Raw genomic sequence first — 24732 nt, 5'->3', positions numbered from 1 at the left:
GATCGCTGCCCGGACAGTCAGGGGTGGACGAGCGCGCCGCTTTCGGGTGAAGTTGACAGCAAGATGACCGGCTCCTCCCCTCCCCGCATTCGCAACATTGCCGAACTGGCCGCCCTGGCAGGGGTCAACGCTGGCACGGTCTCGCGCGCGCTGGCCAACAATCCGCTGGTCAAGCAGGAAACCCGCGAACGGATCCAGGCGCTCGCGCGGGAACACGGTTACCGCCCCAACCAGATGGCGCGGCGGCTGCGAATTCAGGAAACCCGGGTGATTGGCGTGGTGGTGCCGCTGGGCCATGAAAAGCGCCAGCACCTGTCGGACCCGTTCTTCATGTCGATCCTGGGGCATCTCGCCGATGCTTTGACCGAAAACGGCTATGACATCATGTTGAGCCGGGTGATCCCCGACGCTGATGACTGGCTGGAACGGATCGTGGATTCAGGCATGCTTGATGGCGTGTTGCTGATCGGGCAATCGAACCAGCTGGAAACGATTGAGCGTGTTGCCGCCTGGTACAAGCCGCTGGTGGTCTGGGGCAGCCGCCATCCCGGCCAGATCCATTGCACGGTCGGGGTAGACAACCGCAAGGGCGGGCGGCTGGCAGGCGAATGCCTGATCGCCGCAGGTCGCAAGCGGCTGGCGTTCCTGGGTGAAACGGTGGCACCGGAATTGTACGAACGCTATCTGGGTCTGTGCGACGCGGCGAAAGCGGCCGGCCTGGCCGAACCCGTAAAACTGGATACCCATCTTGCCTCGGACGTGATGGCCGACGAGATCGGCGCTCATGTCCAGACCCTGGCCAGACAGGTGGACGGCATCGCCGCTGGATCTGACCTGATCGCGATGCACACCGTCCGCGCGCTCGCCGATCGCGGATTGATGGTCCCGCGTGACATTTCGGTGACCGGATTCGATGATCTGCCCCTGGCCGAACAGACCATCCCGCGCCTGACCACGATCAGCCAGAACATCGCCATCGGCGCGCGGGCGATGGTCGGGGCGCTGTATGAACGCATCGCCGGGGTGGATGCGCCATCGATCGAAATGGAACCTTTGCTGATCCGGCGCGATACTGCCTAGGTTCTGGCCGCCGCTGCCACGGCGTGGCGCAGTGACAGCGCCTCCCCGGCCAGTCGGTGCTGCACTGTCAATGCGGTCAGCCCGTCGTCGGAAAGCAATTCTGCACTGCCGCCATCAAGCCACAGCACCAGCCCGGCAGCCGGATCAAGCCGGGCCGAACACACTGCATCAAGAAAGGGCGACTGGCGATCACGGCGGGTGCAGACCAGCAGATCACCTCGCCGTTCAATCACCAGCAAGCGGCCTTCGCTATCGGCCAGAGTCAGAACGCGATCCTGGTGTGCCGCAAGATCGATCCGCGCCGCCTGCCCGCAAACGCCGGCATCTGGCGCCACCCGCGCCACCGCAGCAACGCTTGCCGGTTCGGGCGCTTGCCGCAGCACATACCGATCGCCCTGGCGCAGCAGCGAGATCCGGCGGGGCAGGCTCATCGCTCCGCGCCAGCCCTGGCGAGGCAGCTGCCCCTGATAGGCGTGATTGCCCATCCAGCCGATCCATACCGGCCGGCCGGCGGCATCACGCGGTTCGTGCCAGGCCACAGCAGCATAGAAATCGCGGCCATGATCAGCGATCTGCCACAAGGGCTTGTGCGCGGGGCCATCGGGTTGAAAGCGTGTCCCGTCAAATGTGCCAGTCTGATAGATCGCGCCCGATCCCGGCCCGTCGTGCAGCACGTCGATCTTGAACAGCCAGCGGGTTTCGCCAGTACTTTCGACCGGCAGTTCGATCAGGAGCGGGCATTCCCAAATCCGCCCCGGCGCGCCCGTTCCCGGTATTTCCGACAGCTGATCCCAGTGCTTCAGATCTTGCGAGGCATAGAGCAGCGCGCGATTTTCGGCCGAAAGCGCGACCACCATGATCCAGCGCTGCGTTCCAGCGTGCCAGAAGACATTGGGATCGCGGAAGTCGGCAATCCCAAGATCGAGCACCGGATTGCCGCTGAATTTGTGCCAACTGCGGCCATCGTCTCCGCTCCAGGCCAAAGCCTGGCTCTGATGCGCTGGCCCGTGTGCCGCCGCCGCGGTGTAGATCGCGATCAGGGCATCGCATCCGAAACCAGCCAGCCCGCGCGGATCAGCCACAGCCGAGCCCGAGAAGATCATGTCCCGCGCATCCTCTGCAATTGCCACCGACAATTCTTGCCAATCCGCCAGATCCGCGCTGATCGCGTGGCCCCAGGACATGTGGCCCCAGTCTTCACCTTGCGGATTGTATTGATAAAACAAATGCCATTCGCCGCCGTGGTAGACGAGGCCATTGGGGTCGCTCAGCCAGTTGGCGGCGGGAGCATAGTGATAATTTGGTCGCACGATGATTTCCGGGATCAAGCGACGGCAACGGTATCGCCGGCAAAGGTCAGCTGGAACACCGGAGCAGGCGTTCCGCCGAACTGGCTGCGCAGCAATTGCGGATCCTGGTCGAAACTGCGGCCTTGCATCCCCCAGTGATCGATAAAGCTCCAGACCTCTCCTGCGCCGGTTACCCACCAGCTGTACCCCTGCGTTGGCTCTCCAGCAGGATTGCCGACAACCAGGCCGTTGCCGTTGACCGGACGATAGGGGCCGGTCAGCCGGTCCGCGACCATCGCGTATAGTCCGTTCGGCCCGCTGGGGCTGGCCGGATCGAAGGTACGGCGCTGGGTTGACCAGAACAGGTAATAGCGCCCGCCCCGGACCAGCACATGCGGGCGTTCCAGTTCATTGTTGACGCCGACGGCATCGATCAACGGGTCTTCCAGTTGCCAGACACCACTGCCATCCTTGGTGGCAAGCCCGATCACACCGTTGAACGCTGCGTTGTCCCAGCCGGCACTGGCGGTGAATAGCAGATGGGCCTTGCCGGTGGCCGGATCGCGCAGCCATGACGGATCGCGAAAGGCCTTGATCATGCCTGGAGTGCCGGCCCCCTCATTCGCGATGAAATAGCGGTGGCCATCAGGACGGACCAGTTCCGCACAGTCAGACCATTCGCCCGGTCCTTCAGCCCCAAGCTGTCCGTGCGCCCCGAACAGACGCTGTTCAAAGCTGTGGCCCTCGCCGCGCCGACCGGCGGCGGTGAAGAACAGCGTGACGCTACGTCCGTCTGCGTGGAGTACCGCGCTGCCAGCCCATTCGCGGGAACCGGGGCTGAGCGCCGGAGGCAGGCAATCACCATGGTCGCGCCAGCCATCCGCCCCGCGCGAGGCCATGCGAATCCGGGCCGCATCATGGCGCTTGCCAGGATCAGCGAAACGCGGCGCTGACAGGAAGAACCAGAACTGGCGACCCTCGATCTCGGCAGTGCTGCCATCCTCACGCGCCAGCGGCCAGCTATCCCACAGGTCAAGTTCCGGCAGGATCGGCACCGCATCGCCAGCAGCAATCAGTCCGATTTCTGCCCCGCCAGCAAATGCAGTGGGCCGCCAGCGGGTCAACGCCGAAAAGGTCTCGGCGGAATTGCAGGTTGTCAGGTTCATAGCCTTGCCCCGGCGGCAGCCCCGCCGGTCCTTTCGATCAGATACGTGAGTTGCCGGCCATCCGGCGCTGAAAAGGTGTCCGTGAGGTTGGCGAGGAAAGCGGGCACTGCCTGCGCCTCAAGAACCGCCGCGATTGCCCCGCCAAATCCGCCTCCGGTCATCCGCGCCCCGCCGCCTGCACCGATCGCGGCATTGGCGAGATCAACGAGCCGGTCGACTGCCGGTACACTTACCTCAAACAGGTCTCGCAAGGATGCGTGACCATCGCGGAGCAGTTGGCCGAGGCCGACCAGATCGCGCGCTTCGATCGCCGCCACCGCGGCCTCGGTCCGCGCGATTTCCCGGATCACGTGACGGGCGCGGTTGCGGATGCGCAGATCGAGGTTCGCGGCCTCGATTAGATCGGAGCTGGCGGCCCGCAAGCTGGAGACACCAAGGGCCTGTGCGGCCCGCTCGCAATCCTGGCGGCGAGCATTGTAGTGACCATCGACCAGCCCTCGGGTCACTCCCGATTGGATGATCACCACCGCCCAATCCTCTGGCAGGGCGACATGCCTTGTCGTCAGGTCGCGGCAATCGAGCAGGAGTGCATGCCCCGGCTTGCCAGCGGCGATCGCCATCTGATCCATGATCCCGCAATTGACGCCCGCCCAGTTGTGTTCAGCCGATTGCGCCGCAAGGGCCAGTTCGCGCGGATCGGGCGCAAGCCCGGCAGCGGCCGCCCAGGCCCGGCCGATTGCCACACACAGCGATGCCGACGACGACAGCCCCGCGCCGCGCGGATTGGAACCACCAATGGCGAGATTCAGCCCTCCGCAATTTGCCCCACGCGCCGCCATCGCCTCGGCCATGCCGCGAACATAGGACCGCCAGTCGACCGGATGATGCGGCGGCGCTGCGCCCAGAATATAGCGATCACGATCTGCACCGAAATCAAGCGCCACTGTTTCGATGACCTGGCCTGCTGCGCGCCCCCAGGCGGCAGCAGTCCCGATAGAAATCGGCAAAGGCAGGACCAGCCCTTCATTGTAGTCGACATGCTCGCCAATCAGGTTGACCCGGCCCGGAGCAAAGGCGATGCCATCCGGCTCACGGCCATAGGCGGCAACGTAACCGGCGCGGGTCCGTTCGATCAGGCTCATGCGCCGATCTCCACCGCACGCAGCTGTCGTGCGGCTGCTTCCGGGGTCAGGTCACGCTGCGTCTCGCCCAGCAGTTCAAATCCAACCATGTGCTTGCGGACGGAGGCCGAACGCAGCAGTGGCGGCAAGAAGTGCGCATGCAGCCGCCAGTGCGCGGTGTCTGCGCCCAGCGCATGCGGCGCGCCATGCCAACCCATCGAATAAGGGAAATCGCAGCCGAACAGCCCATCGCAGCGGCGCAGCAAGCGCGACAAGATCTCTGCCAGTGCGCTTCGGGCCACGGGCGACAAGGCTTCGAGCCGTGCGACCGGATCGCGCGCAATCAGCAGCGTTTCGAACGGCCAGCCGGCCCAGTGTGGGACGATTGCCAGCCAGTGGTCGTTCGCTTCGACAATCCGTTCGGCGGCAGCCAGTTCGGCCTGGGCCACTTCCTCAAGCAGGACCACTCCCCTGTCGGCCAGCCAGGCGCGCTGACGCTGATCCTCACGCGCGGGCAGTTCGGGGACGAAATCACTGGCCCAGGCCTGACCATGGGGATGCGGACTGGACGCCCCCATCATCGCACCCTTGTTCTCAAACAGCTGAACATGCGCCCAGTGCGCGCCAAGTTCGGCCGAAAGATCGCACCAGGCATCTACCACATTCAGGATAGCCGGGATCGGCAATCGGGCCAGAGTTGCACCGTGATCGGGGGAAAAACAGATAACCCGCGCTTCGCCGCTGGCTGGAACCGCCTCGAACACGGTGTGACGCTCGACTTGCCCCTGCTCGGGGAGCAGTGCGGCAAAATCATTGGCAAACACGAACGTGCCATCATAGGCTGGATTGACTTCGCCGGTTACCCGATGGTTGCCTGCACACAGGTAGCAATCAGGATCGTGCGCCGCGAGCTGCGCGGACGACGGTGGAGCCAATTCGCCTTGCCACGGCCGCTTGGCCCGGTGCGGGGAAACCAGCAGCCATTCCCCGGTCAACAGGTTTCGGCGGCGATGCGGATGGTCCGCCAGATTCATGGTGCCACCGTTCCGTGAAAGATCGCCACGCTTTCGGACTTCAGCGGCGGCAGGGGCAGCCCGCTATTGGCCAGCCATGATCCAGTGAACGGAACCGGCGCATCGAACAGCGCCGGAAGGTGCGCTGCGTGCCCGCCTTCTGCGCCCGCAATTCGAAGCAATTCAATCGTGCAGGAACCTGACTTCGCCAGGAACGGCAGGCATAGCGGCTGCGGTCGGCGGTCGAGCGCGGGGGCGGTGCGGATAGCAAACAACAGGAATTCCGCTGCGGTTCCGGCGGCCTGCCAGACCAGACCATCCGCCCCTTCGCCAAGCCAGGTCATCGTCCCATGCAGCAAGTGTCGCCACTGCTTGTGGAACGCAATCCATCCGGCCAGCTCGATGCGGTCGGCTTCGTCAAGCTGGCGCGGGTCAAGCTCGACACCAAAGTGTCCCGGCATGGCAACCGCTGCGCGAAAGCCGAGCGACTGACTGCGCCCCGTTGCATGGGCCGGGCTCGCGCCAATGTGCGCGCCCATCAGTTCCGGTGCCAGAAACGAGAGAAATCCGCGCTGAACCCGAACCCGGCTGACCGCGTCGATGTTGTCGCTTGTCCAGAACCGATGGACGAAGGGAACAAGGCCAGCGTCAGATCGCCCGCCGCCGCCAGCACAGCCTTCGATCTCGACCGATGGATGAGCCGCGCGCAGACGGGCCAGCAGTCGATAGGTACCCAGCACCTGGGCTGCGCCCCCGGCAGGAGCCAGATCACGGTTGTGATCCCATTTGAGGTAGGAAATCGGCACTTCGCGCAGCAGCGCGTCCAGCGCGCCGAACAGGTATTCCTGAACTTCCGGCAGGGCCAGATTCAGCACCAGCTGGTTGCGCGCGGTCGGCTGGTCGCGGCCGGGCAGGTGCAGCGCCCAATCGGGATGCGCGCGGTAAAGGTCGCTGTCGGGATTGACCATTTCGGGTTCGACCCACAGCCCAAATTCCATTCCCATCGCGCGGACCCGCTGAGCCAGGGGGGTCAGACCAGCCGGATATTTGACCGGATCGGCAGTCCAGTCACCCAATCCGGCGTCATCATTGTTGCGGCCGCGGAACCAGCCGTCGTCAAGAATGAACCGTTCCACCCCAATCGCCGCCGCTGCTTCTGCCAGGGCACCGATCCGCGTTTCATCGTGATCGAAATAGCAGGCTTCCCACGAATTGAGATGCACCGGGCGCCGGCGCATCGTGCCGCCCGGCCAATCCACCGCCGCGCGGATGGCAGCATGGTGCTGAGCCAGCGCGCCATTGCGGCCTGCGGTGGAGACCGCCAGGATCGCCGCAGGCGTTGCGATCCGTTCACCAGGGCCAAGCACGATTTCGCCCGGATCAAAGCGGGCCCCGGCGTTCAGTATCCAGAACCCTTCATCGTCACGTTCTACCGCGATGCTGCTGTCGCCCGACCAGGCGAGTTGCAGTGCGTGGACCAACCCGCTGTGATGCCCGGCTCCTTCGCCCAGCACGACCACGCCCGGCGGCCCGCCATGGCCGGAAATTCCACGCCGCCCTTCCCGCAGCCAGGCCTGCTGCGGCATCGGTTCGACCTGCTCGACCAGTTCGGCATTGTGGCGGCCGCGCCACGAGAGCAACGCTGCGCTATACGGCGGCAGTGGTATCAGCGCGCTTGCCAGCCAATCGACCTCGACCGGGTGGCTTGCGGCATTGACCAGTTCCGCAGTGAAGCGGAATGCACCGCCGGCAAGCAGTTCGATCGATTGCCGCAATTCGATACCAGTCTGGTGATCGTTCAGGACGATATGGATGGCCGTATCGCTCTGCGTCACGTCAGCAGTTTCGAACGCAGGGATCAGGGCCGATCCTGCTTGGCGCAGCCGCAGCGCCTCTGAACCAAACCAGCCGAGCCCAGCGCGCGGTGCGGTTGACACAGGCTCGTCGCGGTCGAGCGAGAACGAAGCCGCGGTCCTGCTCAAGGCCAGCGGAGTGAGCATGCCCGGATCCAACCGCGCACCAAGGTGCCGCCAAAGCGGCGGACCGTCAGCGCGGCATTCGAGCACCAGGCTGGCCTGGTCGCTGTGCAAGAAGGCGAACGAGCCCGCCATCAGACGGCAGCAACCACCTGCTTCGAATCCGAGCCACCCTTGCCCGTCATCCGCACTACCGCCATCGCGGCGCAGAGCATCAGCACACCGCCAAAGGCCAACGCGTTGCGCGGGTCGCCGCCCAATACCGGTTCATAGATGAAAGTCATCGTCCCGGCGAAAACCAGCATTGGGGCACAGATCATCATGTTGAAGATGCCCATGTAAACGCCTGTCCGTTCGGCCGGGATCGCATTGGCCAGGATGATATAGGGGTTGCCCATGATCGAGCCCCAGCCCAGACCCATGACCCCCATGAGCAGCCACATCGGTGGCTCGCTGTTCATGGCGGGCATGGCAATCATCGCCAGGCCAGTCAGCATCAGGCAGGTCGCGTGAACCCGGCCCGCGCCAAATCGGCGTGAAATCGGCGCCATCGAGAAGGCCGCCACAAAGGCCACCGCGTTGTAAAAGGCGCCCATCGGGCCCGACAGCAAGTCCGCTTCACGGAACTGCGCGGTACTGCCATCTGACGTGCCGAACAGCGCCATGGAAATCGACGGTACCCGGTAGGCCCAATAGCAGCACATCGCATACCACTGGAACAGGCTCATCCAGGCCATGGTCCGCATGGCATTGGGCATCTCCCGGATGGCAGAGAAAATCTCGGCAAAAGTGGGAGCAAAGCCTTTGGGCAGCGCCGCGATCCTGACCTTTTCCGCTTCAGTCAGCGGCAGTTCGGGCACCCGCAGAATCGACCACAAGATCGTGGTGATCGAAAGGACCGCGCCGATAAAGAAAGCCAGCCGTGTATAATCCGGGATCACACCCGGTTCGGCCACCTTCGAAACTCCGAACAGGCTGACCAACAGGAACGGGCTGGCATAGGCCAGGCACTGTGCCAGCCCGGTGAAGCCGCTTTGCGAGAGGAAACCGAACCCGCGCTGCTCTTCGCGCAGGCGATCGCTCACATAGGCGCGGTAAGGCTCCATCGTCACATTGTTGCCAACATCAAGCAGGAACAGGATCGAAAAGGCCATCAACAGGCTTTGCGCGAAGGGCATCAGAAACAGTCCGGCGCTGCACATCAGCGCGCCAATCAGAAAATAGGGGGTGCGCCGCCCCATCCGCGACATCGTGCGGTCACTCATCACTCCGATGATCGGCTGGACAATCAGGCCGGTCAGCGGCCCGGCGATACCCAGCCAGGGAAAGTCTTTTTCATCGGCCCCGAGATAGGCGAAGATCGGATTGGCCTGCTGCAACCCAAAGCTGAACTGCAGGCCCAGAAAACCCAGGTTCATCTGCAAAATTCGCGGCAGCGAAAGGTGTGGTTTGCCAGATTCCATTGCACTCTCCCCGCCAGCCCTCGCCAGGCCGGTTCGCCTCTCATGCCACAATCTGCGAAACACAACAACAATCGATTGCATTAATCGGTTCAAATTCACTTTCGGCAGCTGATCAAGCTCTTGCCGAACGGCGAAACCGCGAGCCATCCGGTTCGCCGCAGAGAGTCACAAAGGTGACAGTCCGGCAAAAGTGTAACCCTGTATTTCAGGTGTTATTTCAGAAACTTGCTGCCAAAAAAGGTGACAGATTGATGATTCCAAGTGTCAATTTGCGCGATGCGGCGCAAAAGTGACCTGGATGCGGGATCAACAATGTCAAAGAGCGCGCCGCTTATCGCAGATTCGGGACATGTAGGAAAGTTGCAACCAGCCCGCGCAAGGCCGGACCGACCTCGCACCGGCATAGGTGCCAAACCTTTGGCGCACCCGGCAATTGGCCACATGGATTGCCAAAATGCCTTGCGGCTTGCCCCACGCAAAACCCCGGCCCGGCTTTTGCCGTGACCGGGGCTCGTGCGACCCTGCCGGGGGCCAATAACGTCAGGTGTGGCCTGGGCCGTCGTCCGTCCCGCGGCCGCGGCCACGGCCACGATCATCGCCGGGGGCATCGTCAGCGCCGCGGCCGCGCCGCACATGGCCGGCCGGATCATCAGCCCCGCGCGCCTGGCGGATGTGACCCGGGGGATCATCGCAACCGCGACACTGGCGAACATGGCCCGCCGGATCGTCAGCCCCGCGCCGGGCGGCGGCGGGCTGGGCCAGCGTGACAGTGGCGGCCAATGCTGAAAGCGCAAGGGCAATGCGTGTGCTGTTTCGCATGGGTATTCTCCCGATTGAACTCGCGGCATGAAGTGCGCGAGCGTGGCCATAACGCTGCGGTGGACAGACTATTCCCGCGCTTCGAAAAAATTCCGGCCTGGGGAATATCGGTGCAGTTCAGCCGTTGTGGGACAATGGGAATTTGCGAAACCGGCCATTCCCGTTAATGCTTGAACCAACCTGCCAAGATCAAGGGGGACAGATGAGAACCAACCGCAAAGCCTGCCTGCTGGGGGCTATCGCCATGGCGGCCATCCCGGCCTTTGCCTATGCCGAGGACCGGCCCAACCAGCCCGAAGAGGATCCGGGCGTCTGGCGGCTGGGCGCGGGGATCAATTATTCCGAAGGCGATTATGGCGATCCGCAAAAAACCAAAGTGGTTTCTGCGCCAGTCTCGTTGAAATATCGCAAAGGCGGATTTTCAGTGCGGTTTTCGGTGCCATATGTCAGCATTGATGGTCCGGGCAGCTTGCTCGACACGCCGCAGGGCCGCGATGCAGGCTTTGGCGACGATGGCGGATTTGCCGACAATTCCGGCTCGACCAGCAATTCAGGCTCCGATTCATCAGGGTCGAATTCCGGCTCTTCCGGTTCCGGCTCTTCCGGTTCCGGCTCTTCCGGCTCCGGATCGTCAGGCTCTTCGGGTTCTTCGGGTTCGGGGTCATCAGGTTCAGGCTCGTCGGGANTCGGGCTCATCCGGCTCCGGTTCCTCCGGCTCATCCGGTTCGGGCTCATCCGGCTCGGGTTCATCCGGTTCGGGTTCCTCTGGATCCTCAGGCTCTTCCGGTTCGTCAGGCGGCGGCGGGGCCGACGATTTCAGTTCGGCCAGCAGCAGCACTTTCGTGCCCGTCACGGGCGGTGCTGGCGGCGGCGCGGCGGGCGGGCGGCGCAGCGGGATCGGCGACGTATCCGTGACCATGGCCTATTCGTTCACGCTGGGCCAGGCGACCTACTTCGATCTAAGCGGTCGGGTAAAGTTGCCGACCGCATCGACTGCCAAGCGCCTCGGCACGGGCAAGGTCGATGTCACCTTTGGCGGGGATCTGGTGCAGGATGTCGGCAACGCCAGCCTTTACGCTGGCGCGCGCTACAAGATCCTGGGCAAGCCCGCCGCCACCACCCTGCGCAACACCTGGGGGATGGGCGCAGGTGCGAGCTATCGTCTGCCTGGCGGGACTTTTATTGGCGCCGACTATGACTGGCAGCAAAGCTCGACCCCGGGCCGCACGGCCAGCAGCGAAGTGACCGGCTGGGTCAATTTCGCGCTCAACCGGCGGCTGCGGATGCAGGTGTTCGCATCCACCGGCTTCAACACCAACAGCACCGATTTTGCCGGTGGCCTGTCACTCAGCTATCGGCTGAACTAGGGCCAGTGCCCAAGCGCCGCGGAAAAATTTTCAAACCCAGGGAATAGGTTCACGCAGGTTTCGTTCTCCTCACAAGACCACCGCAAGGGGAGGATGAAACCGTGTACCAGGACCCGAATGCCTTCGAAACCAAACTGCGCCTGATCGATGTCGAACCGCGTGATCGCGGCGAACCGATCGCCCTTGTCCGGCTAGAAGCAGCCAAGCGCGCATTCACCACGCGGCGGGTGGAATTCCAGTCGGGCATGCGGCTGCTGCGCAGCGCGCGGCCTTGCGCGGGTGATCTGGTGTTGGCGCGGATCGAGACGCTTGGCCAGCATCAGCGCCTGGAATCCCCCCATGGCCGCCGCGCCCAGCTTTATGAAAGTGATGAGATCATCGTTGCCTTTGGCGAACGCTATGCCCCAGATCAGTTCGAGGCCGTAGTTCCCGCCGATCTTGGTCCGTGCGATCTGGTTGCCGGTGGCGGCGTAGCTGGCAAGGTGCTGAGCCGCCATGCAAAGATGAAGCGCGCGACCCGTATCCAGCCGATCGGCCTGATTGCCGACAGCTTTGGGCACCCGGTCAACCTGTCGCGCCACGCGCTGCCCCAGCGCGCCCTGCGCGAACGCCGTCCCCAGGTAATCGCGGTTGCCGGAACATCCATGAACGCCGGCAAGACCACAACCGCCGCCGGACTGATTCACGGTCTCAGCCGGGCAGAACTCAAGGTCGTGGCGACCAAGGTGACAGGCACAGGATCGGGCGGCGATGTCTGGTCAATGGTCGATGCAGGAGCGGCCCGGGTGATCGATTTCACCGATATGGGCCACGCTTCGACTGCGGGCCTGCCCCTAGACCTGATCGAGCGCACCGCACTGTCGCTGATTGCTCACTGCGCCGCCGATGCGCCGGATGTGATCGTAGTTGAAGTGGCCGATGGCGTGCTGCAGCGTGAAACCGCTCATCTGCTTTCCTCACCAGTGTTCCGCGCGGCGATTGACGGGGTCCTGTTTGCAGCTGGCGACGCGCTGGGGGCGCTGGGCGGGCGCGATTGGCTGGTGGCTCAGGGGCACCGGATAGCGGGCGTTTCGGGTCTGGTCAGCGCTTCGCCGCTGGCAACCCGCGAAGCCGAGGCTGCGATGGGGATGCCGGTTCTCACACTCGATCAACTGCGCGATCCGGTCCGTGCGCCGCAGTTGTGTTTTGCCACCGGAGCCGCCGCGGCCGAGGCATGATTGCCCTGTTCAACCCCCGGCGCACCCGGCTGCTGGCCGGGGTGATCGCGGTTGCTCTGGTCCAGCTTGGCGCGACCGTGGCCGTGGCCCATGCGCTGCATGGTCCGGGCCCGTCTGCTTGGACTTTGGCAGCCACGGCTGCCGTGCTGGGCTTCGCTTGCGAAGCACTGCTGCGCCGCCTGAGCGAAGGGCTGGGCCTCGATTATGTTACGGCGGTGCGGGAAGGCCTGTTCCGGCACCTTATGGCGATCGATCCGGCGGTGATCGAGCGGCGGCGGCACGGTGCCATGCTGCAAAGTTTCGTCGGTGATCTTACCGCGCTGCGCCAATGGGTGGCCGAAGGGATCATGCGGGCAATCCTGGCTGTGATCGCGCTGAGCGGCCTGCTGATCTGGTTGTGCTTCGCCGCACCGGGCCTTGGCATGGCGGCGCTTGCCATCGTGGCACTGGCCGGAGCAAGCGGAGCGGCCGTGCTGACCCCACTGGCCCGCGCGGTCCGGCAAGTCCGGCGCGAGCGGGGGCGCGTTTCGGCCTTTGCTTCCGAACGGCTCGCCGCCAGCGCGGCAGTGCTGGCCTGCGCCCGCACCGGATCAGAGGCGCGCCGGTTGGGCCGCCGGGTGGAACGCCTGAATGCCGCGTCGTTGCGGCGGGCGTGGCTAACCGGTCTGTTGCGGGCCTTGCCGCATCTGGCGGCCACGGCAATGGTGATTACGGCGGTGCTGGTGGACCAAGCCACCCAGCGCGGCGGCATGGCTGGACTGGTGCTGGTGATCGGAATAATCGGCCTGGCCTTGCGCGATCTGGCCCGCGCGGCAGAGCTTGCGGTCCCCGGCCGTATTTCACGGCGGCGTATTACGAGGCTGCTGGCCTTGCCGCGCCTGCGCCAGCCTGCCCCAGCCCCGCGGGTGCGCAGCGAGGCGCGGCAGCTGGTGCTGGATCAGCTGGTCATTGCGGCCAATGCGGCACCGATTACAGCAGCGACCCGCAAGGGCGAAGTGATCCTGATCGATGGCGAGGCGGAACTGGCCAGCGCATTGTTCAAGGCCCTTGCAGGTCTGGCCAGTCCGCTTGGCGGAACGGGCCGCTGGAACGGTAACGATCTGTTCTCTCTGCGCCCCGTACAGCGGCGCACGATAGTCGGCCTAGCCGGTGCGGATCTGCCGGTCTTGCCCGGTGGGAACGGTCTGAACTTGCGGTTCCGGGCCCCGGATGCTTCACCGCAGGAACTGGCGGAGCTGGCCCAGGCCTGGGGGATCGATCCGCTGGGCGCTGATGAAAAGCCCCACCGGCTGGCACTGGTTCGCGCCCTGCTGGGCAAGCCGCCATTGCTGCTGCTGGCACCCGATGATCGCACCCTGGCACCAGCCGACGCCGCCCGCCTCGCCGATGCGATTGGCTGCTGGCCGGGGGTAGTCCTGCTGGCCACGCGGCACCCCTTGCTGACAAACCGGGCAACGCGCCACTGGCACCTGACTGCTGCCGGCCTGATCGATCGGGTCTGGCCCGAACTTTCCCAAACACCCTGCCCAAAGGATCGCGGCGCATGACCGCTGCCCTTGCCATGGTTCCCTTGCAAGCAGGGGGGACTGCCCGCCCGCATTTCGTGCAAGCACCAGGAACCCCCGGCCTTGAATACTATGTCTATCTGCCGGAAAGCCTGCAGGCAGGGGCAGAGCCGCTGGTTCTGGTTCACGGCATATCGCGCAACGCCGCCGAACTCGTGCTGCGTTTTGCAGAGCAGGCCGACCGCACGGGAGTGCCGCTGATCGCACCGCTGTTCCGGCAGGAAAGCTTTGGTCAGTACCAACAGGCAGTCGATCCGAAGTGCAGGATCCGCAGCGATCTGGCGCTGTGTACAGTGCTGGATGACGCGGCGCGGCGCTTTGGCCTTGCTACGCTCAGCATCGCGCTGTTCGGTTTTTCCGGCGGAGCCCAGTTTGCCCACCGGTTCAGCCTGATCCATCCCAACCGCGTCCGCGTTTGCATACCGGCTTCGGCAGGGTGGTATACCATGCCCGATCCAGAGCAGCTCTGGCCGCTGGGCCTGGCGGGCTTGCCCGATGGCCCGCTTGATCCGGCTGCGCGCCGCGTGCCTTTTCATCTGATCGTCGGTCAGCGGGACCGGCATGACGATCCTGCCCTGCGGCACAGTCCCGAACTTGACCGAATCCAGGGCCGGGATCGCCGTTCGCGTGCCAAAGCATGGCACCGCGCCTTGCGAAAGGCTGGTTGGTGTGAAGCGAGCAGCCTGACCATCCTGCCGCGCACCAGGCACAATTTCACCAGCGCCCACCGTCAGGGGCTGACTCAAACCGTTTTTCGATTGCTTGGATACGAAGGAACCAACCAGTGAAATCCATCCCACTGGCAGCGCTGCTGCTTTGCGCCGCATCCACCCCGGCCCTGGCCGATGGCCTTGACGCGGATGAACGCGGATTGACTCTTGCGCAGGGCGACCTGACGCTCAAGCTGGGTGGGCGGCTCCACTTTGATGCCGTCGTGTTCGATGACCCGGCGGCAGTACCCACCAGCATCAGCGATGCCGCTTTCCGCCGCGCCCGGCTGGAACTGTCTGGCAGGGCCGGCGATGCCGTACGCTTTCGGATCGACCGCGAGTTCGCTGGCGGATCAAAGGGCTGGCGCAATGTCTGGCTGGGTATCGCACCGACCGACCAGATCGAACTGCGCGGCGGAAACATGCTGGTGCCGTTCTCCGCCGAGGACCTGCAAAGCTCCAATTCGATTCCGTTCGCCGAACGCTCGCTCGCTTCAAGCCTGGCCCCGGGCTATGGGCTGGGCGGCATGGCGATCGTCAGTGGCAAGCGCTGGACCGCGGCTGCAGGCTGGTTCACTGATGCCCTCGATGACGAGGACGGACGCGCGGCCGAGCGCGGGCGCGGCTTTGTCGGGCGGGTCACGGCCCTGCCGGTCAGTCAGGGCCGCACGCGGCTGCACCTTGGCCTGGCCGGAGAACGCCGGACATTCAGCAGCGGCGAGACCTGGCGCCTGTCTGCCGATCCGGGCAGCGCGCTTGCCCCAGCGGTCATGGCAAGCGGAACCTTGCGCAATCTCAGGCACCTGAGCGGCTGGAGCGCGGAACTGGGCATCTCGCACGGACCGCTGCTGGTTCAGGCTCAAACCCTGGGAACCGCCGTATCACGCGATCTTGCGCCAAGCCTGCATTTCAACGGCCAGACCGTGCAAGCCAGCTGGCTGGTTACTGGCCGAGGCTATGACTATGCCCGCGGCACCGGGAACTTTTCCGGAGCGGAGCTGAGGAAAGGCAGGTTCGCGGCTGAATTGGCGGTGCGCTATAGCCGGCTCGATTTGCGCGACGGGGCCTTTGATCGCGGGATCGGGCAAGCGATCACCGGCGGCGCAAACCTCTATTTCGGCAAGAACTTGCGCCTGATGACTGATTTCACCCACACCAAGGTGGATTTCTCCGGCCTGACCCCGGACCGCGCCAGCAATGTTGGCGTGGCACGGATGCAGGTGAATTTCTAGAGGCGCTGCAGTTGCGCGGCAGCATTTGCAGGTGGCTTCAGCGCTGATCCCAGCCGTTAGCAATAAGCTTTGCTTCCTGATCAGCCCCGACCGGATCGGTTGCTCCGATCCGGCGATAGGTGCCTTCCAGCGCCGCGCTGTCCGCACCGGCCGCAAGGCCGATCTCGCCACTATCGGCCGGACCGCTGCCCTTCCCGGTCGCCTCGACTTGCCAGGCCTTGTTGTCGCGGCAGGCCAGACTGGTTTCTCCCGCCGACCGGAATTCACGGCACCAGCGCCCGTCACTGGCACGCACGGTAAGCGTGGGTTCGATCACCCGTCCATCCGCAAGCCGGGCCGATTGCAGCGAAGGCGTGGTATCCAGCGCGAGGCTGAGTCCGTCACGCGGCGACGCCTGCGGCACAGTCAGCAGCAAAGCGGCAACAAGGCTGGCCGCGATCGCTCCGCCCAGTGGCAGGGCATGACGGCGCCACCAAGGCGGATTGTCATTGGCGGCAAGCCGCAGCGGCGCGACCTCGGTGAGGCCTAGCCGGGCGAGCATGGCATCGTCGATCGGCATATCCGCGATCGGCCGCAGCGCCCCCGCGATGAAGGCATCGTTGGCTTTCCATTTTTCGGCTCTTGCCGCCAGTACGGGATCGCGCGCCAGCTCTGCTTCGAAAGCCGCAGCCTCCTTTGCCGAAAGCGCGCCGTCGATCCAGGCAGCCAGCTGATCGTCGTTTACGTCACTCATTGCATTCCTCCCGGGCCGCGCCCGATGGCATGCTCGATCCGTCCGCGTGCGCGGGCCAGGCGGCTCATGATCGTACCGACCGGAACTTCGAGCACTTCGGCCGCCTCCCGATAGCTTAGCCCTTCGACCACCACGAGCAGGAAGGCCGCGCGCTGCTCATCGGGCACCGCCTGCAGGGCACGGTTGGCAGCGACCAGATCCGAACGGTTCTCCAGTGTTGTGCGCCCATCTTCTCCGATCGTGTCAGGCAGATCCTCAATCGGCACCTGCTGTCCGCGGCGCTGCGTGGAACGGGCTGCGTCAATCCGCAGATTCTGCGCAATGCGAAACATCCAGCTGTCAATCCGGGTGCCCGTTTCAAACTGGTCCGCACGGGAAAGCGCGCGTTCCACAGTCGCTTGCATCAGATCGTCTCCATCCTGGGCATTGCCCGCAAGGCCTTGGCAAAACCGGCGCAGCCGAGGCAGCGCGGCAATCACCGCGTTCCTGAAATCGGCTTCGTCGGCGCTTGCAGCAGCCATCAGTTCCCCGCGATAACGATCTGTTTGCCGTATTATTCCAGCGTACCGGCGCTTTTCTGTCGAGCCTGCAGCCGACAAATGCAAGTCCCGGGGAATATTACGCCGGGACTAACGTTTTCCCGCCAGATCGCACTCCGGTTTCGCGGGGTGCGTCCGTGTGATAGGATAATGATATGACAGCCAAGCGCGTTCTGGCCCTCGCGGCGGTTCTGGCCGTATCCTGCGCCTCGGCGATGCTCGCCGCGCATGAACGCGATCCGGAGACCGGTTCGCGTGCGCAGGGCCGGTTGGACCGCGATCTTTCCCGCGCCGCGCAACGTTCCGACGAAACGTCGACCCGCTATGCTGAAGAGCGCGCCCGGATCGAACAGAGCGCCGTGCGTGAACCAGACAAGGCTGCTGAAGATCTTGCCAAACTCGATGCGGATTTCGCCAAAGAGCAGCAAAAGTCAGCCGAAGATCTGGGCAAGATCCAGGAAGACTTTGCCAAAGAGTCTACCAAGGAAGCCGAAGACGCAGCGGAAGACGCAGCGGAAGAGGTCGCCGAACTGGCCGAACGAGGTGATACTGGCGGATCGAGCGGATCCAGCCACCTGCTTCGCGATCTCGGGCAAAGCGAGGGCGCCGAACATGATGAGCACGGATTCCCGGTGCGGCACGGCGAACTGGTTGGCGTTGATCTTAATCCGGCGACCGTCGAAGCTGCCCAAGCGCGGGGCTTTCGAGTGATCGAGCGTCAACGGCTGGAGTCCCTGAGGCGTGAAGTGATCAGGATATCGGCTCCGGCCGGAATGACCTCGCGCGATGCCCGCGAAGTGATGCGTGCGATCGATCCCGAAGCGGTGATTGATCTTGTTCACTACTATGGCCTCAACCTTACTGCCGGTGCCCACGGCAAACGGATCAAGGGAGGGGCGCCTGCTCGGCGCAATTCCGGTGCGCTTGCCGTTGGGGTCATCGATACGGCTGTTCACCCTCACCCCGGTTTGGGAAATTCGCGGCTGGTTGCCTGGCGGGACGGGAACCAGCCTGGTGCCCCGGTGGCGCATGGGACTGCGGTCGCCTCGTTGATCGCCGGTGAAGGCAATGCGACAATCTATTCAGCCAATATCTTTCGCGGCCCCGCCAGCCGACCGTTCACTTCCGCCGACGTCATCGCACAAGCGCTGGAATGGACGCTGGCCCAAGGCGCGCCGACCATCAACATGAGCCTGGCCGGACCGCGCAATGCGATACTCGACCGACTGATCCGCGATGCCTTGGCCAGCGGTCACACGATCGTCGCTGCTGCGGGAAATGGCGGCCCCACTGCGCCTCCTGCCTATCCTGCCGCCGTGCCCGGCGTGGTGGCCGTGACGGCCGTCGACAAGAACCTGCGGATTTACCGCTATGCCAACCGCGGCCGCTACATCACCGTGGCGGCACAGGGTGTTGATGTTGTCGCCGCCAATGCGCCAGGCGGCTACGCCCGCTTCACCGGCACCTCATTCGCGACGCCGCATGTGACCGGCTGGCTGGCGCGCTGCCGTTCCTCGGGCGAAACGGCTGCGACATGCAGTGAACGATTGCGCCGATCGGCGCGCGATCTGGGCGGGAACGGCTTTGACGAGACCTACGGATTTGGTGTGATCGATTGACCGGAGGAGGACGGGAAGCCTTGCAAGGCCTCACCTCTGCGCCCAATCATCCTGCGAGGTATTCTTTAGCCGGATACCAGCCAATCTGCGACCAGCCATGCTGCTTTTATGGCTTGGCCGGGCAATCGAATGCGGTCGACGACGATTCAATCAGGACATTGCGCAGAGTCAGGGCAAGGCCCTGCCCCCCCGTCAATCGCAGCGGCGAGCCGACCTGATCGAAATTCCCACCACTCGCAGCAAAGCAGCTTAGCGGGATACGAGACTGCACGGCTTTACCCATCGGCAGCGCGCGGACCAGGGCCGTAATGTCAACGTCACCGCCGGCCATGGCAAGCCGGATGGGGCCTGCTGGCAAGGCATCGATCCGCCAGTCAAGCACCAGGGCAAAGCTCCCTCCAAGCTGGCGCCGCAGGCTGACGGCGGGACCATCCAGCGCAATGGCGCCGTTCTGTTCCCAGCGGAACTGCTGGGAATCTTCCTGTGCACCAAGATCGACCGGCCGCGCAGTGACCACGCTGTCAAACCCCAGTCGCCAAGGTCCGACGGTCTTGCCAAGCGAAAGGTACCTCTCCTCGCTGGCCGTCGCCGCGAGTTCGACCTTCGGGTCTTCGTTGATCGGAGCGAGCATCGCTGCCTTGCGATAGTCAAGGCCATACCCGGCAGCAAACAAGGGCTCAGTAACCGGTGAGCGGGCATCATTGGGCCAGGCAAATGGCAAGCGCCCGACGAAGCCGCGCGGCGATTTGCCATTGCGCCCTGCGACCAGGACGTCGGCCACACCGCGCCCCTGTGTGCCTGGCAGCCAGGCCGCGACAAAGGCATCCGACTGGTTGATCAGTGAACCGGCAAACAGCGGCCGGCCTGAAAGGAAAACCGAGACAACGGGAACCCCGGCCTGCTTAAGGCGCGCAACCAGCGCCTCTTCACCGCGCAGGGCCCGAAAGGCCAGATCGGGCACGTCGCCTTGAAACTCGGCATAGGGCTGTTCGCCAAAGACCACCACGGCCACGTCGGGCTTGTCGGTCCAGGTTCCGCCAGTGGAAATGCTTGCTGATCCGCCCGCTTCTTCCACTGCGCTGGCAATCGCCCGGCCGATGGTTTGTCCGTTGGGGAAATCAGCCGATCCCGTGTCGGTGCCTTGCCAGGTAATGGTCCAGCCGCCGTTCTGCATCGCCATATTATCGGCACCCGGCCCGGTCACAAGAACCTTTGCGCCGGCCTTGATCGGCAGGACCGATCCGTTGTTCTTGAGCAGTACGAGCGATTTGGCCACGGCTTCGCGGGCCAGCGCAAGGTGGCTTGCAGCGCCAATCACGCCCGGGTTGCCCCGCAGCACCGGCGTGGCATCAAGCAGACCAAGCTTGAGCTTGACCCGCAGGACCCGCCGAACGGCATCATCAATCCGGGACTGGGAAATTGTCCCATCGCGCGCATCACGAACTGTTGATTCAAACAGCCCTTTCCAGCTGTCCGAAGCCATGGCGAGATCGAGGCCCGCGTTGAAGGTTGCGGCACAATCGGTCACGGTGCAGCCGGGCACTTGACCATGACCGTTCCAATCGCCGACCACCAGCCCGGCAAAGCCCATCCGACCTTTGAGCACATCCGTCAGCAAAGTGGGATTGCCGTGATTCTTGACCCCATTCCAGCTGGAAAAGCTGGCCATCACGGTTAGCGCCCCGGCATTGATCGCGGCCGGATAACCCCGGGCGTGGCTGGCGATCAGTTCGGCTTCGGAAATTCGGGCATCGCCCTGATCCTTTCCGCCCTGGGTGCCGCCGTCGGCCAGAAAGTGCTTGGCCGTTGCCGCAACCCGATCACCGGGCAGCCGCTTGCCTTGACGCAAGGTGCCCTGCAGTCCTTCGGTCATCGCTTGCGAATAGCGCGCTACCAGCGCCGGGTCTGAAGAATAGCCTTCGTAGCTGCGGCCCCAGCGCAGATCCTTTGGTACCGCAAGGGTTGGAGCAAACGTCCATTCGATCCCGCTGCCCGCAACTTCCATGGCGGTGGCCATCCCGATCCGGCGGATCAGGTCAGGATCGCGCGCCGCGCCCAGCCCGATGTTATGGGGAAAAATTGTTGCCCCCGGCAAGTTCGAGTGGCCGTGAACCGCATCAACCCCGAAAATAATCGGAATACGAGCGCCAGACCGGATCGAGGCCTGGCGGAACTCTCCTACCAGGCGCGCCCATTTTGCGGCATCTGCACGCTCATCGCCATAGGGACCGGAATTGCCGCCTGCCAGAATCGAACCCAGCGGGTAACGGGCCAGATCTTCCGGCGTGATCGATGCAATATCGGCCTGGATCATCTGACCGACCTTTTGTTCGATCGTCATTCCGGCCAGAATAGCGTCGATCCGTGTTTCATCGCGCGCACTGCTGAGCGCCGCAGGGCTGCGGGCGTCCGGCCAGTTGGCCGGATTGGCGCGCGCTTCCTGGGGAATCGAAACCGGCACCTGCCTGGCAAACCCGGCAACAGGCAGAGCCGCTACCACCACTCCTGCCGCAAAAATAAACCGCCGCACCCGCATCGATCCCACTTCCTAACTTGGCATTGTGAACGTTCTCAATCTTTCATTTGCACGGGAAACGATCAAGATCAAGCGGGCTTGTCAGATATGTGAAGGCAGCCGGATGAGTACCAGTCCGGCGCTCAGGGCCAGGGCCGCAAGCAGCACGAACACTCCAGCGAAACCGAACTGCGGCACCATCGCCAGCACCAGCCAAGGCATGACAAGCGACGGGACCGTGTTGGTAAGGTTGAACAGCCCCAGATCACGTCCGCGCCGGTCGGGCCTGGGCAGAACCCGCAGAGTCTGCGCGGAATGCAAGGCCAGAAAGACCGAACTGGCAAGTCCAAACAACGCGTAAGTGCCGATCGCCCAGAAAAGATCGCTTGCCAGGGCCATGGTCACCAGCCCTAGCGATGAGACCATCGCGGCTATTGCCAGCGGCCAAATCGGCTTGGCATGGCGGTCCGCCCAATGCCCGATCATCAGGGCCAGCGGTGCAGAAAGCAGCAGGACGGTGCTGAATACCCTGGCAGTGCGATGATCGCCCATCGCCGGATCGATCGAGCGAAACCAGAGATATAGATAGGCGAACAGGGCGGCTTCAGCGATCTGCACTGCTAGCCGCGCCAGCCACATCCGGCGGACGAGTGGATTGGCAAGGAACCATTTGCCGCCATCCGCTGACTTGCCATCGGCCGCGGCAATTCCGGCAGGTTGTGATCCACCCCTCATCAACAGCACCGGGGCGACACACAGGCAGACCAGGACCGCGATGGCCCCAAGCCGGATGTCAGCCGTTGCAAGATCCGACCATGTCACCGCAGCTCCCGACAGAGCGCCAAGTGCCGGAGCAAAGGCGAGCAGGCCGCCGAGCAGCCCCTTCTGCGCATCGGGCACGCAATCGCCCGCCCAGGCGGCAAGCGGTGCCAGCATCATGTTAAGCGCAAGCTGCCACAGGATAATCACCGTCAGCAATCCTGCAAGAGAGCCGGCCTTGCCGACCAGAACCAGGAGCAGGCTGGACAAGATCAAGCCCGCACCAATCCAGGGGCGCCTGACGCGGGTAATGTCGCTGAGGTATCCAAACCCGATATGACCCAGGCTGGCTGCGATCGCGCCGGCAAAAGCCAGATAGGCAAGCCAGGTTATCGAATGCTGCGCCCCCGCAAGCAGCTCAACCCGGACCGGCAGCAGGATGGTGAGGAAAGGAACATAGGCAATGGCCCCCCCGCACCAGGCGAGCGCATAGGCGATCAGAAAGGCCCGTGGAGCCCGCGACCCACCGACTGACGGTTCAGCCACCAAAGCGGCCTGAAGGCTTGGCGACCGATCCCCGCTCGATCAGCGGTGCACTGATCGTAGTCAGGCTGGTTGGGGCAGGATCGCCCTTTTGCGCTGCAATGATCAATTCAACCGCTTTCGACGCGGTTGCGGCGATCGGTTGGTCAACTGCGGTCAGTGCAGGCTGGGTGAAACGCACAATCGGGGTATTGTCAAAGCTGATGATCGACAGGCCGACTGGCACGTTCAGACCAAGCTCGCGCGCGACTTCCAGCGTCGCAAGCGCCATCTGGTCATTGCTGGCAATGATCGCGCTGGGGCGTTCGGGCGCCATCAGCAAACGCCGCGCCGCCGCTTCGCCCGATGCGTAACTGAAGTTGCCGTATTCCAGCAGGCCGTCACAGACAGCCCCTGCCGCGTCCATCGCCTGCCTCCAGCCATCGACGCGCCAGCCACTCAGTTCATATTCCGATGCACCAGCGATGAATCCGATCCGCCGATGGCCTAGCTCAAGCAAATGCCGGGTTGCAGTGCGCGCCGATCCTTCATCATCCATGGAAATAGAAATGCCGGCACCGTTCTGGATCGAGCCAATCCGCACGAAGGGGATGTTCTGGCCTGACAGAAACTGGACAATCTGCGGGTTGTCGGAATGTGGCGGGGTGAGGATGATCCCGTCTGGTTGCAGCGCCGCGATTGCGGCGGAAAGTTCACGCTCAACATGGTCGGAATGGGTATCGACCAGTTCGAAGATCATGCGATAGCCATGTTCGGCACATTTGAGCATGCCGCCCAGCAACATCTGGTCAACCCAGTCGGTACCCAGCCGCGCGCGCCAATCAGCGATCGTGCGGTCCCGGTCGTTGATCGCCAGAATCAGGTAGGAGCGCGATCCGCTCATCCGCTGGGCTGCGATCGAAGGGACGTAGCCCAACTTGTCGATCGAGGCCTGGACCCGCCGCTGCATATCCGAACTGACACTGGGTTCGTTGTTGATCACCCGGCTGACCGTCTGCAACGAGACGCCGGCATCGGCAGCGACATGCTTGATCGTAACGGCCTGGCGGCGTCTCGCCATGGATCAGTTTCCCCCTTTGCGCCGTGGCGTAACGCCGTGCGCGGGTTTTTGCCAGACCCGAACCCAGTCGATCTCGAAGCGCTTTGGATAGCCATCTGCGTGCACGCCGCCCAGCCCGCGCCCTTCGGCCAGCTTGCCGCCGATTGCCAGATTGAGGATCAGATAGAATTCACGGTCAAATGGTGCCCCAGGCTTCTTCGTGCCCGCTGACCACCACTCACTTGCCACGCGCCTCGCATAGGTCTGGCCGTCCAGTTGCCAGGTGATCTGGCCAGGCTCCCACTCAACCGCAAAGGTATGAAAACCTTCAAGCACCGCGGCAGCGTGAAATTCTTCACTCCTAAGAGTATTCCTGGGCCAGCGATCCCCGAAATGAAGAGTGCCCAGGATGGTGTCTTCGCGGCCGGTTGAGCAGGATTGGCACGCCACCCCAAGGTTCACGGTCTCAAGCACATCGATTTCGCCGGATGCCGCCCAGGCGCCATAGGTATCGGCGCGTGGCAGCATCCAGATCGCTGGCCAGGTGCCCTGTCCTTGCGGCAATCTGGCCCGGACTTCGATCTTGCCATAGCGCCAGGCAGCCTTGCCCCTGGTGCTCAACCGTGCCGAGGAGAATTGCCGGGTTGCCTGTGCGCCGGATGCCGCGGAGGCTGCGCGCAAATGCTTGGGCAGGGCATGGCCAGACGATCGTTCATGCCGCGCCGTGATCACCAGCTTGCCGTTTTCGATCCCGGCATTGCGCGCACTCTTGGTATAACACTGGCGCTCGTCATTGCCCCCGCCCCAGCAATCCACGTCGAACCGCCACTTGCGCCGGTCGATTCGCGCAGCATTAAACTCATCCGACCAAACCAGCTTCCAGTCATCTTGCGGTGCGGCTGCAATCGGCACTGCCGCCTGTAATAGCCCGACCAAAAGTCCGAACCGGATCAAGGGCAGCACCGGC

General features: G+C 63.9%; 20 protein-coding genes. 8 read left to right on the top strand and 12 right to left on the bottom strand.

Features of this window, described 5'->3' with window-relative positions:
- Positions 1–63 precede the first annotated feature (63 nt).
- On the top strand, positions 64–1080 hold the full coding sequence (locus MNBBLIKP_RS06450) for a LacI family DNA-binding transcriptional regulator (RefSeq protein ID WP_088308632.1): 1017 nt from the start codon (positions 64–66) through the stop codon (positions 1078–1080).
- Here MNBBLIKP_RS06450 and MNBBLIKP_RS06445 read toward each other — a convergent pair.
- From MNBBLIKP_RS06445 to MNBBLIKP_RS06420, 6 genes are read right to left on the bottom strand one after another with little or no spacing between them, the layout of a single operon-like run.
- Positions 1077–2390 (bottom strand): glycoside hydrolase family 32 protein, encoded by a 1314-nt coding sequence (locus MNBBLIKP_RS06445; RefSeq protein WP_176399685.1) that lies wholly within the window; start codon positions 2388–2390, stop codon positions 1077–1079. The two genes, MNBBLIKP_RS06450 and MNBBLIKP_RS06445, sit on opposite strands and share 4 nt — an antisense overlap.
- A 14-nt stretch (positions 2391–2404) precedes the next feature.
- Positions 2405–3535, bottom strand: a complete 1131-nt coding sequence (locus MNBBLIKP_RS06440; protein ID WP_088308628.1) for a glycoside hydrolase family 68 protein — start codon at positions 3533–3535, stop codon at positions 2405–2407.
- Complete coding sequence (gene galK / locus MNBBLIKP_RS06435) at positions 3532–4677, bottom strand: galactokinase (RefSeq protein ID WP_088308626.1); 1146 nt, start codon at positions 4675–4677, stop codon at positions 3532–3534. Before galK ends, MNBBLIKP_RS06440 begins: the two co-directional genes overlap by 4 nt.
- Entirely contained in the window at positions 4674–5690 is a 1017-nt protein-coding gene (locus tag MNBBLIKP_RS06430) for a UDP-glucose--hexose-1-phosphate uridylyltransferase (RefSeq protein WP_088308624.1), read from the bottom strand. Before MNBBLIKP_RS06430 ends, galK begins: the two co-directional genes overlap by 4 nt.
- A complete protein-coding gene (locus tag MNBBLIKP_RS06425) occupies positions 5687–7780 on the bottom strand; it encodes an alpha-galactosidase (RefSeq protein ID WP_088308622.1) in 2094 nt (697 codons plus the stop codon). The genes MNBBLIKP_RS06430 and MNBBLIKP_RS06425 overlap by 4 nt, the downstream gene beginning before the upstream one ends.
- Positions 7780–9063 (bottom strand): MFS transporter, encoded by a 1284-nt coding sequence (locus MNBBLIKP_RS06420; RefSeq protein ID WP_254912938.1) that lies wholly within the window; start codon positions 9061–9063, stop codon positions 7780–7782. The genes MNBBLIKP_RS06425 and MNBBLIKP_RS06420 overlap by 1 nt, the downstream gene beginning before the upstream one ends.
- A 591-nt stretch (positions 9064–9654) precedes the next feature.
- Here MNBBLIKP_RS06420 and MNBBLIKP_RS06415 point away from each other — a divergent pair.
- From MNBBLIKP_RS06415 to MNBBLIKP_RS06385, 6 genes are all read left to right on the top strand, one after another.
- Positions 9655–9894, top strand: coding sequence for a hypothetical protein (locus MNBBLIKP_RS06415; protein ID WP_088308618.1), 240 nt, complete (start codon positions 9655–9657; stop codon positions 9892–9894).
- Positions 9895–10769: 875 nt separating this feature from the next.
- Positions 10770–11294, top strand: coding sequence for a hypothetical protein (locus MNBBLIKP_RS17985; RefSeq protein ID WP_088308616.1), 525 nt, complete (start codon positions 10770–10772; stop codon positions 11292–11294).
- Between the two features lie 101 nt (positions 11295–11395).
- A complete protein-coding gene (locus MNBBLIKP_RS06400; protein ID WP_254912937.1) occupies positions 11396–12511 on the top strand; it encodes a DUF1611 domain-containing protein in 1116 nt (371 codons plus the stop codon).
- The gene (locus MNBBLIKP_RS06395; RefSeq protein WP_088308614.1) at positions 12508–14058 is read left to right on the top strand and encodes an ABC transporter transmembrane domain-containing protein; all 1551 of its coding nucleotides are present in this window, start codon (positions 12508–12510) and stop codon (positions 14056–14058) included. The genes MNBBLIKP_RS06400 and MNBBLIKP_RS06395 overlap by 4 nt, the downstream gene beginning before the upstream one ends.
- Positions 14055–14864, top strand: coding sequence for a hypothetical protein (locus tag MNBBLIKP_RS06390; RefSeq protein ID WP_088308612.1), 810 nt, complete (start codon positions 14055–14057; stop codon positions 14862–14864). Before MNBBLIKP_RS06395 ends, MNBBLIKP_RS06390 begins: the two co-directional genes overlap by 4 nt.
- Positions 14861–16018 (top strand): OprO/OprP family phosphate-selective porin, encoded by a 1158-nt coding sequence (locus MNBBLIKP_RS06385; RefSeq protein ID WP_176399682.1) that lies wholly within the window; start codon positions 14861–14863, stop codon positions 16016–16018. The genes MNBBLIKP_RS06390 and MNBBLIKP_RS06385 overlap by 4 nt, the downstream gene beginning before the upstream one ends.
- 37 nt (positions 16019–16055) lie before the next feature.
- On the opposite strand, the gene MNBBLIKP_RS06380 is transcribed toward MNBBLIKP_RS06385, so the two are convergent.
- Both MNBBLIKP_RS06380 and MNBBLIKP_RS06375 read right to left on the bottom strand, forming a co-directional pair.
- A complete protein-coding gene (locus MNBBLIKP_RS06380; protein WP_088308608.1) occupies positions 16056–16751 on the bottom strand; it encodes a hypothetical protein in 696 nt (231 codons plus the stop codon).
- The gene (locus tag MNBBLIKP_RS06375) at positions 16748–17272 is read right to left on the bottom strand and encodes an RNA polymerase sigma factor (protein ID WP_088308606.1); all 525 of its coding nucleotides are present in this window, start codon (positions 17270–17272) and stop codon (positions 16748–16750) included. Before MNBBLIKP_RS06375 ends, MNBBLIKP_RS06380 begins: the two co-directional genes overlap by 4 nt.
- Positions 17273–17445: 173 nt before the next feature.
- On the opposite strand from MNBBLIKP_RS06375, the gene MNBBLIKP_RS06370 reads away from it, so the two are divergent.
- On the top strand, positions 17446–18909 hold the full coding sequence (locus tag MNBBLIKP_RS06370) for a S8 family serine peptidase (RefSeq protein WP_254912936.1): 1464 nt from the start codon (positions 17446–17448) through the stop codon (positions 18907–18909).
- 106 nt (positions 18910–19015) lie between these two features.
- On the opposite strand, the gene MNBBLIKP_RS06365 is transcribed toward MNBBLIKP_RS06370, so the two are convergent.
- From MNBBLIKP_RS06365 to MNBBLIKP_RS06350, 4 genes are all read right to left on the bottom strand, one after another.
- Complete coding sequence (locus MNBBLIKP_RS06365; protein ID WP_088308604.1) at positions 19016–21445, bottom strand: glycoside hydrolase family 3 protein; 2430 nt, start codon at positions 21443–21445, stop codon at positions 19016–19018.
- Positions 21446–21526: 81 nt separating this feature from the next.
- Positions 21527–22729 carry an MFS transporter gene (locus MNBBLIKP_RS06360; RefSeq protein ID WP_088308602.1) on the bottom strand — a complete coding sequence of 401 codons (1203 nt, stop codon included), beginning with the start codon at positions 22727–22729 and terminating at the stop codon, positions 21527–21529.
- On the bottom strand, positions 22722–23786 hold the full coding sequence (locus MNBBLIKP_RS06355) for a LacI family DNA-binding transcriptional regulator (RefSeq protein ID WP_088308600.1): 1065 nt from the start codon (positions 23784–23786) through the stop codon (positions 22722–22724). The genes MNBBLIKP_RS06360 and MNBBLIKP_RS06355 overlap by 8 nt, the downstream gene beginning before the upstream one ends.
- Positions 23787–23789: 3 nt before the next feature.
- The gene (locus MNBBLIKP_RS06350) at positions 23790–24728 is read right to left on the bottom strand and encodes a glycoside hydrolase family 16 protein (RefSeq protein WP_254912935.1); all 939 of its coding nucleotides are present in this window, start codon (positions 24726–24728) and stop codon (positions 23790–23792) included.
- Positions 24729–24732 lie beyond the last annotated feature (4 nt).

The sequence above is a fragment of the Novosphingobium sp. B 225 genome (assembly GCF_002198665.1).
Classification (GTDB): domain Bacteria; phylum Pseudomonadota; class Alphaproteobacteria; order Sphingomonadales; family Sphingomonadaceae; genus Novosphingobium.
This window is presented reverse-complemented; position numbering and strand designations above follow the sequence as displayed.